The organism is Burkholderia ambifaria AMMD (assembly GCF_000203915.1).
GTDB lineage: Bacteria > Pseudomonadota > Gammaproteobacteria > Burkholderiales > Burkholderiaceae > Burkholderia > Burkholderia ambifaria.
This window is the reverse complement of record NC_008392.1, coordinates 480,891-496,253: the sequence shown is the minus strand read 5'-3', so window position 1 is coordinate 496,253 and position 15,363 is coordinate 480,891. Positions and strand designations below refer to the sequence as shown.

Below are 15,363 nucleotides of genomic sequence, written 5' to 3'. Positions count from 1 at the left end.
GGACTGATCTGGAGAAGTCTACGCGAAGTTGGCCCGTGCAGCTGACCTGATCGGGGTTTGCCCCGTCGGCGCGGCATGCGTTTCGTTGATGCAGCTCAAACGCGGCCGGCGGCGCGGGCCGGCCGCGTCATGCCGCGGGCCGGCCGCCGCACCGACGGTTGCCTGTCACAGATGGGCGTCGCGCCACAGCACCGCATCGGGACGATACAGCGCCGGGAAGCGCTGCTTCAGCCCGGCAACCTTCGGCATGTCGTTGTATGCGATGTACGGCGCGTCGGGATGCAGCTCGAGGTAGTTCTGGTGATACGCCTCGGCCGGATAGAAGCCCTTGTACGGCTCGACGCGCGTGACGACGGGCGACGCGAACGTGTGCGCGGTGCCGAGCTGCGCGATGTACGCGGTCGCGACGGCCCGCTGCTGCGCGGTGGTCGGGAAGATCGCGGACCGGTATTGCGAGCCTTCGTCGGGGCCCTGACGGTTCAGTTCGGTCGGATCGTGCGCGACCGAGAAGAACACCTGCAGCAGCCGACCGTACGTGACCTGCGTCGGGTCGAAGACGATGCGCACCGATTCCGCATGCCCGGTCAGCCCGCTGCCGACCAGCGCGTAGTGCGCGGTTTCGGATGCGCCGCCCGCATAGCCGGCCGTCACCTGCTTCACGCCCTTCACGTGCTCGAACACGCCCTGCACGCCCCAGAAGCAGCCGCCGGCGATCACGGCGGTTTCCTCGTGGGAGGTGCCCGGGGTTTCGTCGAGCGTCGGCGCGGGCACCGTGCGCATCGGTTCCGCGGAACTGACGACACGCTGATAGCCAAACACGGCGGCCGCCGCGAGGGCAATCGCGCCGATGCGGCGCAGCATGGCCGCCCGCTTCGGTGCGGAACGGCGAGTGGATGTCGGGATCATGAATTGCTCCTTCGAAAACGAGGGACGAAATAAGGTGTCCGGGCCGCGGCACTCAACCAAACGTGAACGCATACGCATCGACGCCCGGATCGAGAAACTCGATCGAGAACGTGCGGTCGGCGATCGTGCCCGGCTGCCGCACCAACTGATACAGGCGTTGGCCGGTGACGGTGCCGTAGCCCTGCGCGTCGACGTCCGCGCCGTGGGCCGCGCCGGGCGCCGCGCCGTCGAGCGTCACGCGAAAGCGCACGGGCTTGCCGTTCGCACCCGGGCCGAGCACGAGGTGCAGGTCGCGCGCATGGAAGCGGTAGACGATCCGGCCGGCCGGCGCGGCGAGCGTCGCGCGCTCGGCGCCGACCTGCCACGTGCCGGCGAGGCCCCAGTCGTTCAGGTCGGGGTGAGCGGGCGCGTCGTAGCGGTGTGACGCGTCGCGCACGACGCCGCCCGGCGACGTGAAGTCTTCCGCGCGCGCATAGCCGACATAGGTTTCGGGCGAGCGGACGTCCGCGCTGTCGGCCGCCGCGAGCGCGCCTTTCGCGGGCGCGCCGGTGAGACCGAGCGGCACGTTCAGCGCTTCCGGGTGGCCGGCTTCGGCGAGCAGCGACTGGATCGCGCGTTCCGACTGCGCGTATTCGCCTTCGCCGAAGTGGTGATGGCGGATCCGCCCCTGCGCGTCGACGAAGTAGTGCGCGGGCCAGTATTCGTTGCCGAACGCGCGCCAGATCGCATAGCCGTTGTCGATCGCGACCGGGTAGTCGATGCCGAGGTCATGCACGGCCTTCTTCACGTTGCCGATGTCGCGCTCGAACGCGAACTCCGGTGCGTGCACACCGATCACGACGAGCCCGTACGGCGCGTACTTGTGCGCCCACGCGGTCGTGTACGGCAGCGTGCGCAGGCAGTTGATGCACGAATACGTCCAGAAATCGACGAGCACGACCTTGCCGCGCAGGCCGGCCGCCGTCAGCGGCGGCGAATTCAGCCACTGCACGGCGCCGTCGAGCGACGGCAGCGTGCCTTCGACGGGCAGCGCGGCCGCTTGCATCGCGGGCGTCGTGCCGGCCGTGCGCATCATCGCGCTGCCGGCCGCCGGTGCGCCATCGGTCGCCGCGGCCATCATCGCGCCGCTCGCCGTGCCGCTGCCGGCGTTGTCGCCGCTGCCGATGTTGCTCGTCGAGGACATGGCGGCCGGCGCACCATTCGAGCGCCCGCCGAGCCGGTCGACGAGCTTCGTCTCGAGGCTGCCCGTCGTGACCGTCGACAACTGCGCGAGCGCACCCGTATCGAGGCCCAGCGCGATCGCGCCGACGCCAGCCAGCAGCGCCACGCCGATCCCGCGCCGGATCCATTCGCCGGCGCCGAGCGAGCGCTTCATCGCGGCGAACACCTTGCCGCCGATCACGAGCGCGACGCCGAGCGACGTCGCCGCGCCGGCCGCATACGCGACCAGCAGCGCCGTCGTGCCGACGCTCGCCCCGCGCAGCGCGGCACCGGTCAGCACGAGCCCGAGGATCGGGCCCGCGCACGGCGCCCACAGCAGGCCGGTCGCGACGCCGAGCAGCAGCGACGACAAGGGGCCCGCCGGGCGGCCGTCGCGCTGCGCGAAGCCGGTGAGCCGGTTGCCGGCCGCGACGAGCGGGCGCGTCAGGTGTTCGGCGAAGCGCGGCAGCAGCAGCGTCAGGCCGAACACCGCGAGCAGCACGATCGCGAGCCAGCGGCCGGCCTGGTTGGCCTGCGCGACCCAGCCGCCGCCGACGGCGGCGAGCGTCGCGACGACGGCGAACGTGAGCGCCATGCCGATCAGCAGCGGCAGGCCGGTACGGACGAACGGCTGGTCGGCGCGCGCGAACACGAACGGCAGCACGGGCAGGATGCACGGGCTCAGGATCGTGAGGACGCCGCCGAGATAGGCAAGGACGATGAGCAGCATGGGGCAGTCTCCGGTCGTTCAGAAGCGGCGGCCTGTCAGGCGGCGGCCGGGTGGAAGGCGAGCGCGAGCCCGTTCATGCAGTAGCGCAGGCCGGTGGGCGGCGGGCCGTCGTCGAACACGTGGCCGAGGTGGCCGCCGCAGCGGCGGCAGTGCACTTCGGTGCGCGCCATCCCGTATGACGGATCCGTCTCGGTCGCGACCGCGTGGTCGAGCGGCTTCCAGAAGCTCGGCCAGCCGGTGTGGCTGTCGAATTTGGTGTCGGACGAGAACAGCGCGAGGTCGCAGCCGGCGCACGCGAACGTGCCGCGGCGGTGCTCGGCGTTCAGCGGGCTGCTGTACGGCGGCTCGGTGCCGGCATTGCGCAGCACCGTGTATTGGGCGGGCGTGAGGCGGCGGCGCCATTCGGCGTCGCTGCGGGTGATTTCGAACGGGGCGGCGGGCGGCGCGGCGAACGCGCGGCCGACGAGCGCACGGCGGCCAGCCGACGACAGTGCCGCGAGCGTGGCGAGGCCGGTGACGCCGGCGAACAGCAGATGTCTGCGGGTTGGCATGACGGGCTCCTTGAAGCAGGGTCCTGAAAACATGCGCACAGAGTAGGCAGCGGCCGGTGTCTAAGTCCTCACGGAAAGTTAAAGGATTTGTGATGGTTGGGGTGTTTTGCGAGGGGGGCGGTGGAATCCGTCGAAGCGCCGACTGGCAGGGGCCTCCGAGCGGGCGAGCCGCCGATATGTACCGAGCGCCAGTTTGCGCCGCGATTTTTAGTGTTTTTTAGTGTTCGTCGAGTGGCGTGGCGAATCCGAATCGGACTGGGGCATGAGCGTGGTTTGACTGCGGTCGCGAATCACACCGAGCGCTGATGCGCATTGCTGACCCTACTTTATTGGCAGGTTCGTTGTCGCATTCGGGATGATGTGCTGCGCGGTGAGCGCGCGGGCTACGGACAACAGATCCTCCCCGCGCTCGCCCGGCAACTGAGAGTCGAATACGGCCGGGGTTGGAGCGAGCAGCAATTGCGCCACTGCCTCCGCGCGGCCGAGGTGTTTTCGGACGAGTCGATTCTCTCCGCACTGCGGAGAGAATTGAGCTGGACCCATCTGAAGATGTTGATGTACGTAGAAGACCCGCTCAAGCGCGACTTCTACATTGAACTCTGTCGCCTGGAGCGCTGGTCGTCGCGGCAGTTGCAGGAGCGAATGCAGTCGATGTTGTTCGAGCGTAGCGCTCTCTCGCGCCAACCCGACGAAGTGATCCGGCGCGAAATGGCGCACCTGTGTGACGCGCAGCAGATGACACCCGATCTCGTGCTGAAAGAGCAATTCTGCGCGAGATGGAACAGTTTCTCTTGGAGCTCGGCGCCGGCTTTACATTCGTCGCGCGCCAGAAGCGGCTGCCGATCGACGACGACGACTTCTATCTTGATCTGCTGTTCTACAACCGCAAGCTCAAACGCCTTGTCGCGATCGAACTGAAGCTCGGTTCCTGCAAGGCCGAGTACAAGAGTCAGATGGAGTTGTACTTGCGCTGGCTCGCGAAGCACACTGGGATATTAGCCACTACCTGATGCACCGGTACCACTGGATACAGCCACATCAGTTCAATAACGGACTGGTGCCGGCCGTTGCGGAAGAAAAACTTAACGCAGTGTCCGAGATTAATTGCCCACTACAGTAGGGATTACTCGTGGCTGCTGGCGTCAAATTTCATGCGTTCAGTCGAATGGCTTGGCGGATTTCCGAGCCGGCTGCATGTGAGCTGGACGGACGGCTGACTGCGCGCGGGCAACCAGCCTGGATACATGCCGGGGTTCATCTAGCCGATTGTTAGTGCGGGATATCGGGGGAGTCTCGATTCCTCGATTGGCTCAAGCCGTCTCGTAATGTGCCGTTAACATTCCTAAAAGATTCATCCAACCCGGAGACAGTCATGCACTTTCCGCGCGTTCCACACGCATTGACTACGAGCATCGCGAACTCCGCCGTCCTCGCCGCGCTGTGTGTCGCGGTTGCCGGGTGCGGCGGCGCGGTCGATCAGCAACCTCCGATCAACGGCAACGTGTATCTCGGCGCCGTCTCCGGCGCGCAAGTCGCGGCGTATGCCGTGGACGCCGATGGACACATCGCGGCCACGCCGCTCGCCACTACGGTCACCGATGCCGACGGCCACTTCGTGCTGCCGGGCACGCTGCGTTGGCCGCTGCTCGTAAAATCGACCGGCGGCAGCTACACAGAGGAAGCCACCGGCGCCACTAGCGCGCCCGGCGAAACCTCGCTGTCGGCGGTGTATCTCAGCGCACCGTCGACGATGGTCCTTTCGCCCTACTCGAGCGCAATCGTCGCCGACGCGCTGGCGGCGGGCGCCCTGACCGCGTCGAACGTCGCGGCCGCGTCTACGCGCGTATCGGCGTTCCTTGGCGGAGTCGATCCTCAGCAGACGGTGCCCGCCTTCGTCGCCGTCGGCGCGACCCTGAATACCATTGCTGACGGCAACCGCATGGCGTTCGCGCTGGGTGCCGAATCGCAGAGCCGCACCGACATCGGCGCGAGCGTGGCAACGAGCGTGCAGAACATCGTCGCGCAATCGGCGAAAGGCGATACGCTAGCCGCGTGTCACTCGGGCGCTGGCGACGTGACAGCCGACGGCACGGTCTCGGCGCCCGCCGACGACACGTGCGATGTTAGCGCCGGCGCGCTCGGCTTCTCGACGAATCCGCTGAACCGCTCGGGCGTCACCGCGCTCGCTATGCTCGGCACGACACAGGCGGCCGGTCACCAGACGGCCAGCGCGGAGGCCAATGCATGTGGAGACCGCGTTGCGCTGCTCGAGCAGAACCGGTCGCTTTTCGAGGGACGCAAGAACAGTGTGCAAGCGTCGCTCTTACCGGGCATGACGGCCGCCAACTGGTCGACATATCCGACCACCAGCACGTGGGGACCGCACGCGGCGATCTATGGCACGATCTCCGCGCCATCGACGTGCCACGATCAAGACACGTTCCGGCGCGAACTGGTGATGGCAATCGAGAACTACTGGGTCGATCAGAACCTGAACTACTGCCACCATCACATTCCCGGTTGGACGCCGCCGGAGAACACCGGGAAAACCAACTACCGCGAATCGCCGCCCGCCCCGACGGACGGCGGCCCAGTCGATCCGAACGCCCCGAAACTGACCTGCACCGCGCAGCGCGGCGCCGACGGCTCGCAAAGCGTGCAGACGGATTCGAAGCAAACACCGCCCGTCATTACCTCGGCGCTGATGTGGAACGGCGCGGACTGCTCGAATTTCACGTCCTGGGTCTACAACTTTGCGGGGCTCGCGACCAATCAGCTGTCGGGCGCCATCGGCGTGCAGGCGTGCAGCACGACGTCCTCGGGCACGGATCTGCTGACCGGCGTCCTGCTCGACATCAATCGCGGCAATCTTTCGTCGACGGAGCAATACCTGTTGCCGGGCGACCTGCTGTACATCACGCAGAAAAAGATCGTAGGCACGGGCGCTTTCGCTGCGGACTTCAAGCTCGCGCATGTGATCACTTGGACCGGCAAGCGTTTCAGCGACCTTCAGGCGGGGCCGGATCGCGCGAAGTACGACCTGAGCCGCATCGGCCGGCCGGACTCGCGCCTCGGCGGCGACTTTCTCGCGCTGCTCGGCCCGGGCGACAGCGCGGCCAATCTCGGCCAGCCGGGTCACGATCCGTGGATGATCATTGACAGCCACTATGCCGGTCCCGCTTATCGGCCGTTCCTCGGCTGGTATGCCGAGCACCTGTCGCATGTGCGGCGCATCATCGGCGCGGATGCGGTACTGACCGATCCGAATCTCGCCGATTATGTGATCCGGCCGCTGTCGCCGGCCCACAAAGGCTTGCTCACGTTGGCCTCGAAGAACGCGAACGCAACGGCAACGAGCGGCTACCGGCTCATCTATCAGACGAGTGGCTCGCAATCGTGTTACCAGGCAGGCACGCCCTGACGGCCTGACCGCGGCCTTCCATAAAGGAGAGCACGCCGCGATGGCCGGGCTGCCCGGCGGCATGAACCAAGCCGCCCGGCGATGCCACGGCCAATCCTCCTTTGAGCATTCGATACGGCCGGCAGCGGACGCGTAGAGCGAAGCACATCTATGGTCCGCCCCGGATTTGCAACCACACTTGTGCCACCAGCGCCGGATGACCGTGCGTCCAACCCCCCGTGACGAGCTGCGAGCATGCGTGGGCTCGCCTCTCCTCCCAGATACTCCTGAACTACCTGCAGGCGAAACCGCTCCTCGTACTCATGAAAAACACCCCAAAGGCTGGATCAGTGTCCGACTTTTGGGGGCGAGGTCACCTTTCATCGCCCCCAATAAAAAAGATCTTGACTATCTATCTATGAGTAGATAAAGTTCGATCCATGGAAACGAAATCGACCGTCCGCGAACAGATTCTCGACCACGCGATCACGCTGATGATGCTGCGCGGCTACAACGGCTTCAGCTATCGAGACCTGTCCGATCTGGTAGGCGTGAAGACGTCGAGCATCCACTACTACTTCCCGTCGAAAGACGATCTCGTGCTGGAAGCGGTGGCGGCGTATAGCGACGAAGTGCTTGCAGCGATGCGCGCGATCGATTCGGCGTTGCCGGCCGACGTCAAGCTCAGCCTCTACACGAAGCTGTTCGGCAGAACGCTCGGCGATGGCAACCAGATCTGTCTGTGCGGCATGCTCGCGGCGGACATCGAATCGTTGCCGGAAAGCGTGCGGCAGGCGGTTCAGGCCTTCTTCAAGGCCAACGAGAAGTGGCTCGCCGAGTTGCTGGCGCAGGGCGCGAAGGAACGCACGCTGCAGTTCAGCGGCAAGCCGGAAACGGCGGCACGCACGTTGTATGCGGCGTTTCAGGGGAGCGTGCTGGCCAGCCGGCTGTTTCATACGCGGGCGCGTCTCGAGGATGTCGAGGGCGTCTGGAAAGCCCGGTCGTGACGCACGGGGCGGGTAGTCAGGCGGTTCGCCGCCTTTTGCGGGGTTTGCTATCTATCTTGTGGTAAATAGATTGGCGGGCGGATGAATTCAATCATCCGCATTTTTTAGGGACATCTGTCTATCTATGGGTAGATAAACAAGCGCGATGCCGGCCGCCAAGCCGTCGGCGCGCGATCCCCGGTTGGAAGGCTGTTTCACTCACTCATCATTGAAAAGGAGTCTGTCATGTCGATCGAAAAAGTTCTGTACCGCGCTCATGCAAAAGCCACCGGCGGCCGTGACGGCCGTGCCACGGTGCCCGAAAGCGGTCTCGACCTGAAGTTGACCACGCCGCGCGAACTCGGCGGCGCGGGCGGCGTCGGCGCGAACCCCGAACAACTTTTCGCGGCCGGCTACAGCGCGTGCTTCATCGGTGCGATGAAGTTCGTCGCGGCCCGCGACAAGATCGCGATCCCCGCGGATGCCGCGATCGAAGGCAGCGTCGGCATCGGCGCGATCCCGAACGGCTTCGGCATCGAAGTCGAACTGAAGATCTCGCTGCCGGGCCTCGACCGTGAAACCGCGCAAACGCTGATCGATCGCGCGCACATCGTCTGCCCGTACTCGAACGCGACGCGCGGCAACATCGACGTCACGCTGACGCTCGTCTGATCGCACGTACTGCGAACGAATCCATCGCCATTCATTGCATTCACCGGTTGAACCAAGGAGTCTCATCATGAAGATCGTCAAGCCGCTGCTGATCGCCGCTGCCGTTGCGGCCGCGGTGTTCACCGCCCCCGTCGCCTTTGCCGCCGGCACCGACGGCGTCCGCCCCGATACGGCGACCAGCGGGTTCCTCGCCGTGCTGAACGGCCAGAAGGGGCCGGGCCTCGAAACGCTGAGTTCCGCGAAGGCGCGTCAGGTGCTGGTCGATGCCCAGCGCGGCGCGAAGGTCGACCTGTCCGGCATCGACGTATCGAACCGCACGATCGAGCAGGACGGCCTGTCGGTGCCGATCACGATCGTGCGCCCGCGGGGCACGGCGGGCACGCCGCCGGTGTTCATGTTTTTCCACGGGGGCGGCTGGATTCTCGGCGACTTCCCGACGCATGAGCGCCTGGTGCGCGATCTGGTGGTGCAATCGGGCGCCGTCGCGGTGTTCGTGAACTACACGCCGTCGCCGGAAGCGCATTACCCAGTCGCGATCAACCAGGCGTATGCGGCGACGAAGTGGGTCGCCGCGCACGGCGCGGAAATCGGTGTCGACGGCAGCCGCCTCGCGGTGGTCGGCAATAGCGTCGGCGGGAACATGGCGGCTGTCGTGGCGCTGATGGCGAAGGACAAGGGCGGCCCGGCGATCCGCTTCCAGGGCCTGTTGTGGCCCGTGACGGACCACGACTTCAATACCGGTTCGTACAACGCGTATCAGCAGGGGCACTTCCTGACCCGGCCGATGATGAAGTGGTTCTGGGACGCCTATACGAAGAACGAAGCGCAACGCAACGAGATCTACGCGTCGCCGCTGCGTGCGAGCACCGCGCAGTTGAAGGGATTGCCGCCCGCGCTGATCCAGGTCGCGCAGTTCGACGTGCTGCGCGACGAAGGCGAAGCGTACGGCCGCAAGCTCGACGCAGCCGGCGTCGATGCGACGACCACGCGATATGACGGCACGATTCACGATTTCGGTTTGCTGAACGCACTGGCCGAGGACGCGCCGACCAAGGCGGCGATGAAGGCGATGGCCAACGAAATCGCGACGCGGCTGAAGTAGGGCTGCGGGCGGCATTCGAACGGGTTCGAATGCGAACGGCGAAGCGGCGGGCTTGGGTCCGCCGCTTCCGCATGGGGAGCGGGGCGACAGGTGCGTCGAAATGCGACACCGTATCTGTCCGTTAGCGTGATTCGATCGAGCGCCACCGATCAGGACACTGCTGCGGAATACAACGTGCAAGTCCTCACGAGCATGGCGAATCCCGAGGACTACGTCTCGCCTCAAGGTTGGACTGCGCCAAAAGGGCAGGAGTCCGGATTGTCGATGCTGAAATTCAACGTCCCGATGGCTCTCGTTACGACCGCAGACGGCCTTGCTCTGTACCAAGCCTTCGCTTTGTGTGCGAGCGATTGAACGCCGATGGAGAGGGTCGGCCGACCTGCTTCATTGGCGTCCGAATTGCGCACACGGGAAGCAAGTGCACAGGCGGGTGGCGCGAACGCTGGACGACGACGGGGTGCCTCTGTACAACTGGAAGAGCTGTTACTTGGATGAGAGGCCTATGCGTCCATGAAACTCGACATGGGTATTGGCGTCCACGCAGAAATGGCCCCGTCAGGCAGCTTTAGACCTTCGCCTTGTCGACGCGCCTTCTTCGATTCTCGCCAGTACACGCTTGCCCGAATCCACCACTGTCGAATCATGTGTCACCTGATAGCGCACAATCATGCCTTCCACGCAGATCATCGCGTCTGCGGCGACGGTAGCAGGCGACTGGAGCCCGAGGCGGCCAGCGAGTTCAGAAATGTACTGCTCAAGCGCGTGCTTATGGGATACGGCCTGCTGAAGGTGCCCTGGGTCTCCCGTCGATCCAGCTTCGGCGACCACATTGATAAAGGCGCAACCACGGAAGTCTTCCTGCGCGAACCATTCACCTAGGGCTTCCGCGACGACGGACAACTCGGCACGCTGAGCAAAACGAGCCTCCACCTCGTCGACAAACCAGCGCATCCAGAACTCATGACGACGGTCCAGGAACGCTGCAATAAGTTCGCTCTTGGAGGCGAAGTGCCGGTAAAGCGACATTTTTGCGACGCCTGACTCGGCGATGATCTTGTCGATGCCCGTGGCACGGAACCCGTCCTGATAGAACAGGCGCGCCGCGGTTTCCAATATCCGGTCGCGTGCGGAGGGTTGTGACATTTCGGCCCCTTGTTTGCCAAATCATGCCTCCATTATGGCAGACAGACCTGTCTCTGCACAGGCGCCGAGAGACACAGAAATTTCTTGACAGACAGACCTGTCTACACCAATATTGAGACAGACCTGTCTCAATCATTCAAGGTCGGTACGTCAAGGAGACTGTCATGTGCCCCTCAGATTGCGAAGTCACTGCCCTTCATCAGGCTCTGCAGGCCGATAAGTCGAATCCGGCCACATGGCGCTGGTACAGCGACCTGGTCGACAACCAACGACTCGCGCTTCGCCTCAAAGAAGACCAGTGGGTCGTCGCGATTGACGGCAGCGACTTTGCATGCGCCGAGGGGCTGTACGCGGCCGTGCGTTGGGCGCACATCATGACGCACTCGGGCGGTTACATCACCTTCGCGGTGTAAGCGAGCGAAGTCCGCCCTGCACACAGGCTAATCGCCAGACTAAGCGATCGAGAACACGCAGCACTGCTCTTATCCACCCTTCGGCCCGGTATCGGGTCTTCATCCACCAGCCACTGAGGTAACACCATGTCGACCAGCACTGAACTCCGTCCGCCGCTTCCTCCTTTCACACGCGAATCCGCCATCGAGAAAGTCCGTCTCGCGGAAGACGGCTGGAATTCGCGCGACGCCGCCAAGGTCGCGCTCGCCTATTCGCTCGACACGAAATGGCGCAATCGCGCAGAGTTCGCGAACAATCGAGCGGAAGCGCAGGCGTTCCTCGAGCGCAAGTGGAAGAAGGAGCACGAGTATCGTCTGATCAAGGAACTGTGGGCGTTCGGCGGCAATCGCATTGCCGTACGCTACGCCTACGAATGGCACGACGACTCGGGCAACTGGTTCCGCTCCTACGGCAACGAGAACTGGGAGTTCGGCGAGGATGGCCTTATGCAGCGCCGCTATGCGTGCATCAACGACATGCCGATCAAGGAATCCGAGCGCAAGTATCACTGGCCCCTGGGCCGTCGGCCGGACGATCATCCCGGCTTGTCGGAGCTCGGCCTCTAATAGCTGGGCTGATCGTATCGCTTCGATTGGAAGTACGCGGGGAAACGAAGGCAACGGTGAGGCAGTCTCTGCGACGACGGCCTCCCGAAGTTTGGTATGACGGAGCATCCATAGACCCCACTCGCTCTCTCACTCGAATCCAAGGGTGGACCCAAAAGGGCCAACGGGGCTTTTCGCACGTCTCTTTGCTGATCGTGTTGTGTCATATAGAGACCGTTCATCGAGCGAACGCTGTGCGGCAACGGTCCTTCACATGTGCCTCGAACATATCGCGTTTGCTAACCAAGGTACCGGCAATTGGCGTGAGCGACAGGCAGCCCTTCGCGAGTATGCCGACGACTTTGGATATCCGGCGCTTCACGATGCAGCAAACGCTGCACAATTTAAGCACGCGCAGTGGGTGCAAACTCGAAAGAAGTGGAATCAGCTGAAAGCTGGTCCGTTCTCCATTGATGCCATCTCCAACTTTCGGGTCTTCGGTCCAAGTGGAGCAGCCTCCTGAAACGCCGGACACGGTCACCCACCTACGATAACGGGCAGGCATACGACTGTGGTTTTGACCAACACTGTTGTAAGCCTCGGGCAACGCATCGCCCGGCGTTTCGCCGCCGAGCAAACGAACGGTCGAAGGTGCGCGCGACCGCACGACACAGAGCGGGAGGTCGATGGCAAGCAGAAAAGGCGGACACGATGGTCGCTCGAACGAAGATCTACGAACCAAAATAATTTCCCTCAGCGCGAGCGTACTAACGGCCCGGTTCAGCGTATCCGCAACCCATCGACCACCTCCCTCAAGATCGGCTTGGATGCGTGCCTTGATTCGATGGATGAAGGATGGATGCAATTTCAATAGCGTCCACGACTGGTTTGCGATAGATTCGATAGGGATAGCCAATACGTGAGGGAATTCCCGTGCTGCTACGTCATATCCGTTACTTCCTTGCAGTAGCAGAACAGAAGAACTTCACGCGCGCTGCCGAGGCGCTTCATGTATCGCAGCCCACCTTGTCGCAGCAGATCCGGCAGCTCGAGGACACCCTGGGAACACTGCTGTTCGACCGTTCCGGCAGAACCGTTCACCTGACCGACGCGGGCGAAGCGTGGATGCGTTATGCCAAGCTCGCGCTACAGGACCTTGACGCAGGGGTGAGGGCGATACACGACGTGGCGGAATTGAGTCGGGGCAGCCTGCGTTTCGCAGTAACGCCGACCTTTACGGCTTCCTTGGTCGGGCCGGTCGTCGATGGCTTCCACCAACTGCATCCTGGCATCAGGATCGATATCCGCGAACTCACACAGGATCAGATGGAGGCGCAGCTTGCAGACGACAGGCTTGATATCGGTGTCGCATTCCATCCGGCCTTTTCAGTCGACATCGAAAGCCAACCCCTCTTCGCGGAAACGCTGAGCCTGGTGGTAGGCCGCAACCACCCGCGTGCCGCACGCCGCAAGGCACTCGCGGGGCCTGACTTTGGCAAGGAGCCGCTGGTCTTGCTGAACGACACATTCGCGACGCGCCGGTTCATCGATGAGCATTTTGCGCGTCACGCTATTCGACCGCTTGTCGCAATCGAAGTGGATACGGTCGGTGCAATCGTCGAGATCGTGCGTCGCGGGCAGCTGGCGACGGTTCTCCCTGATCACATCGCACGCGTGCAAGAGGGCCTACATCCCGTGCCGCTCGATCCCCCTCTGCCAACGCGTACGGCTGCCGTCTTAGAGCGCAAGGGTGCGTATCGCACTGCAGCAAGCAGGGCGTTCTTACAGCTGCTGACTGAGCAGTTTGGAAAGCCGACGTGACCACCACCGACATCGCCGTCGTTGCGTAGTTGAGTAACTTGCTTTGAAGCTGATGCCGCGCGAGGGGATTGGCCCGCAACAGCGCGTTTTGCCGAGATCATCGACAGGAAGCCCGCTTTTGCTGACCATTGGATGCTGCAACTGACGATCCGCCGGACATAAACACATCGAGGCGACTCGCCCTTTGTGAGGCGGCGTACGACTCGCTTCGTCGCAGCCGCTTGGTCTGGCGTCACGAGCCGTGGAAAACCGTATCGTTCAGGCGTTGCAGCGTACCGTCCTGCTCGGCCTGGATCAGCTCGTTGATCACGTCGCGGCGGGTCAGTGCGCGCTGGGCTTCCGGCGCCGCGTTCCGCTGGATCAACGGTGCAGCGGAGTGGTAACCCGGTGCAGCCGCTTCTGCGGAAGAGGCAGCAAACGCGGTCGTGGTGGAAGCAGCCAGCGTGAGTGCCGACAGGACGTAAGAAATGTGACGGATGCTCTTGTTCATGATGTTTCCCTTTCCTTGTTTCGATATAAATTAGGTAGTACTAACTGTAATGATGTTGCGGTTCATAGTTTCTGCTAGCCGAATCACCGGACGAGATTCGCGCACCGCCCGACAAAACTAGCAGTACCAGTGAACTTCAATACACGCCCAACAATCCGTCGTTCTTCGCAACCAGATCGTTGGGCGCTAATCGCTCACCGCGGCTGTAGCGATCCGGGCTTCAAAGCCCCAACTCGCTCAGCCCCGGATGATCGTCCGGCCGACGGCCCAGGGGCCAGTGATACTTGCGCTCGGATTCCTTGATCGGCATGTCGTTGATGCACGCATAGCGGCGCTGCATAAGGCCATCCTCGCCGAACTCCCAGTTCTCGTTGCCGTAGGAGCGGAACCAGTTGCCCGAGTCGTCGTGCCATTCGTAGGCGTAGCGTACGGCAATGCGATTGCCGCCGAACGCCCACAGTTCCTTGATCAGACGATACTCGTGCTCCTTCTTCCACTTGCGCTCGAGGAACGCCTGCGCTTCCGCTCGATTGTTCGCGAACTCTGCGCGATTGCGCCATTTCGTGTCGAGCGAATAGGCGAGCGCGACCTTGGCGGCGTCGCGCGAATTCCAGCCGTCTTCCGCGAGACGGACTTTCTCGATGGCCGTCTCCAGCGTGAACGGCGGAAGCGGCGGGCGAATTGCTGCGGGTGAAGTCACTTCGGATCTCCTTGTGGGGTACAGCGCGTTGTTGGTGCTCGACGTGGAGCGCGGCCCCGTCATCGTGCAACCCGAGAGTGCAAGGCCGCCCGAAGCAAGCGCGGCACCGGTGCTCAGTAAGAATTTTCGTCTTCGCATCATTGGTTCAGAACGGCTTGGTTGGCAGATACTTGCCGTTGAGCGTGATGACGGCACGCTCGCCGCCTTCCGGGTCCGGAACCTTCTGGATATCGAGTTTGAAGTTGATCGCGCTGATGATGCCGTCGCCGAATTTCTCGTGAACCAGCGCCTTCAACGTCGAACCGTACACCTGCACCATTTCGTAGAAGCGGTAGACGGTCGGATCGGTCGGCACGCCACCCGGAATGCTGCCGCGCACCGGAATGGTTTGCAGCAGGCGCACGGCGTCGTCGTCGAGCCCGAGGCGTTCGGCGACAAGCTTCGCCGCCTTCTCCGGCAGCGCATGCTGACCGAGCAGCGCGGCTGTCGTGTATGCGAGGCTCAGGCCCGTGCCTTCGTTGATGGCTTCGAACGTGAGGTTCTTGCGCACCTTCGCGTCGACGATCGTTTCCGTCAGAGCTTCGCGCGCGTTCGGTGTGACTTGCGATTGGGTCATGATGTTGCTCCTTGAGTGAATCAACCTAGTGAGATCGGCAGTCGGTGT

General features: G+C 63.4%; 15 protein-coding genes and 2 pseudogenes. 9 read left to right on the top strand and 8 right to left on the bottom strand.

Annotated features, from left to right (window positions below; all coding sequences use genetic code 11):
• Nucleotides 1–165 precede the first annotated feature (165 nt).
• Genes msrA through msrB form a run of 3 tightly spaced genes read right to left on the bottom strand, consistent with a single transcriptional unit; the run spans nt 166 to nt 3,387 of the window.
• Nucleotides 166–906 carry a peptide-methionine (S)-S-oxide reductase MsrA gene (gene msrA / locus BAMB_RS29700; RefSeq protein ID WP_011660848.1) on the bottom strand — a complete coding sequence of 247 codons (741 nt, stop codon included), beginning with the start codon at nt 904–906 and terminating at the stop codon, nt 166–168.
• A 52-nt stretch (nt 907–958) separates the two neighbouring features.
• Nucleotides 959–2,836, bottom strand: a complete 1,878-nt coding sequence (locus tag BAMB_RS29695; protein ID WP_011660847.1) for a cytochrome c biogenesis protein DipZ — start codon at nt 2,834–2,836, stop codon at nt 959–961.
• Between the two features lie 35 nt (nt 2,837–2,871).
• A complete protein-coding gene (gene msrB / locus BAMB_RS29690; RefSeq protein ID WP_011660846.1) occupies nt 2,872–3,387 on the bottom strand; it encodes a peptide-methionine (R)-S-oxide reductase MsrB in 516 nt (171 codons plus the stop codon).
• A 309-nt stretch (nt 3,388–3,696) separates the two neighbouring features.
• On the opposite strand from msrB, the pseudogene BAMB_RS29685 reads away from it, so the two are divergent.
• The 6 genes and pseudogenes from BAMB_RS29685 to BAMB_RS29665 form a co-directional block, all read left to right on the top strand.
• Nucleotides 3,697–4,373, top strand: a pseudogene (locus BAMB_RS29685) (PDDEXK nuclease domain-containing protein); the annotation flags it as partial.
• Nucleotides 4,361–4,507 (top strand): annotated as a pseudogene (locus BAMB_RS35070) (IS3 family transposase); the annotation flags it as partial. The pseudogenes BAMB_RS29685 and BAMB_RS35070, both read left to right, overlap by 13 nt.
• Nucleotides 4,508–4,759: 252 nt before the next feature.
• Nucleotides 4,760–6,808, top strand: a complete 2,049-nt coding sequence (locus BAMB_RS29680; protein WP_011660845.1) for a hypothetical protein — start codon at nt 4,760–4,762, stop codon at nt 6,806–6,808.
• Between the two features lie 419 nt (nt 6,809–7,227).
• On the top strand, nt 7,228–7,794 hold the full coding sequence (locus tag BAMB_RS29675) for a TetR/AcrR family transcriptional regulator (RefSeq protein ID WP_011660844.1): 567 nt from the start codon (nt 7,228–7,230) through the stop codon (nt 7,792–7,794).
• A gap of 225 nt (nt 7,795–8,019) precedes the next feature.
• Nucleotides 8,020–8,445: an organic hydroperoxide resistance protein gene (locus tag BAMB_RS29670; RefSeq protein WP_011660843.1), complete on the top strand. Its 426-nt coding sequence runs from the start codon at nt 8,020–8,022 to the stop codon at nt 8,443–8,445.
• A gap of 67 nt (nt 8,446–8,512) precedes the next feature.
• On the top strand, nt 8,513–9,547 hold the full coding sequence (locus tag BAMB_RS29665) for an alpha/beta hydrolase (protein WP_011660842.1): 1,035 nt from the start codon (nt 8,513–8,515) through the stop codon (nt 9,545–9,547).
• Between the two features lie 555 nt (nt 9,548–10,102).
• On the opposite strand, the gene BAMB_RS29655 is transcribed toward BAMB_RS29665, so the two are convergent.
• Nucleotides 10,103–10,690, bottom strand: a complete 588-nt coding sequence (locus BAMB_RS29655) for a TetR/AcrR family transcriptional regulator (protein WP_011660841.1) — start codon at nt 10,688–10,690, stop codon at nt 10,103–10,105.
• Between the two features lie 164 nt (nt 10,691–10,854).
• Here BAMB_RS29655 and BAMB_RS29650 point away from each other — a divergent pair, with 164 nt between their 5' ends.
• Nucleotides 10,855–11,103, top strand: a complete 249-nt coding sequence (locus tag BAMB_RS29650) for a hypothetical protein (protein WP_011660840.1) — start codon at nt 10,855–10,857, stop codon at nt 11,101–11,103.
• A gap of 126 nt (nt 11,104–11,229) precedes the next feature.
• A complete protein-coding gene (locus BAMB_RS29645) occupies nt 11,230–11,709 on the top strand; it encodes a nuclear transport factor 2 family protein (RefSeq protein WP_011660839.1) in 480 nt (159 codons plus the stop codon).
• 217 nt (nt 11,710–11,926) lie between these two features.
• On the opposite strand, the gene BAMB_RS35670 is transcribed toward BAMB_RS29645, so the two are convergent.
• On the bottom strand, nt 11,927–12,604 hold the full coding sequence (locus tag BAMB_RS35670) for a hypothetical protein (protein ID WP_127456148.1): 678 nt from the start codon (nt 12,602–12,604) through the stop codon (nt 11,927–11,929).
• A gap of 17 nt (nt 12,605–12,621) precedes the next feature.
• Between BAMB_RS35670 and cynR the strand changes: the two genes are divergently transcribed.
• Nucleotides 12,622–13,509, top strand: a complete 888-nt coding sequence (cynR, locus tag BAMB_RS29640) for a transcriptional regulator CynR (protein WP_011660837.1) — start codon at nt 12,622–12,624, stop codon at nt 13,507–13,509.
• A gap of 232 nt (nt 13,510–13,741) precedes the next feature.
• Here the strand turns inward: cynR and BAMB_RS29635 are convergent, their stop codons facing one another.
• From BAMB_RS29635 to cynS, 3 genes are all read right to left on the bottom strand, one after another.
• Nucleotides 13,742–13,999 carry a DUF4148 domain-containing protein gene (locus tag BAMB_RS29635; RefSeq protein ID WP_011660836.1) on the bottom strand — a complete coding sequence of 86 codons (258 nt, stop codon included), beginning with the start codon at nt 13,997–13,999 and terminating at the stop codon, nt 13,742–13,744.
• Nucleotides 14,000–14,219: 220 nt separating this feature from the next.
• On the bottom strand, nt 14,220–14,699 hold the full coding sequence (locus BAMB_RS29630) for a nuclear transport factor 2 family protein (RefSeq protein WP_010808884.1): 480 nt from the start codon (nt 14,697–14,699) through the stop codon (nt 14,220–14,222).
• 145 nt (nt 14,700–14,844) lie between these two features.
• Complete coding sequence (cynS, locus tag BAMB_RS29625) at nt 14,845–15,315, bottom strand: cyanase (RefSeq protein WP_011660834.1); 471 nt, start codon at nt 15,313–15,315, stop codon at nt 14,845–14,847.
• Nucleotides 15,316–15,363 lie beyond the last annotated feature (48 nt).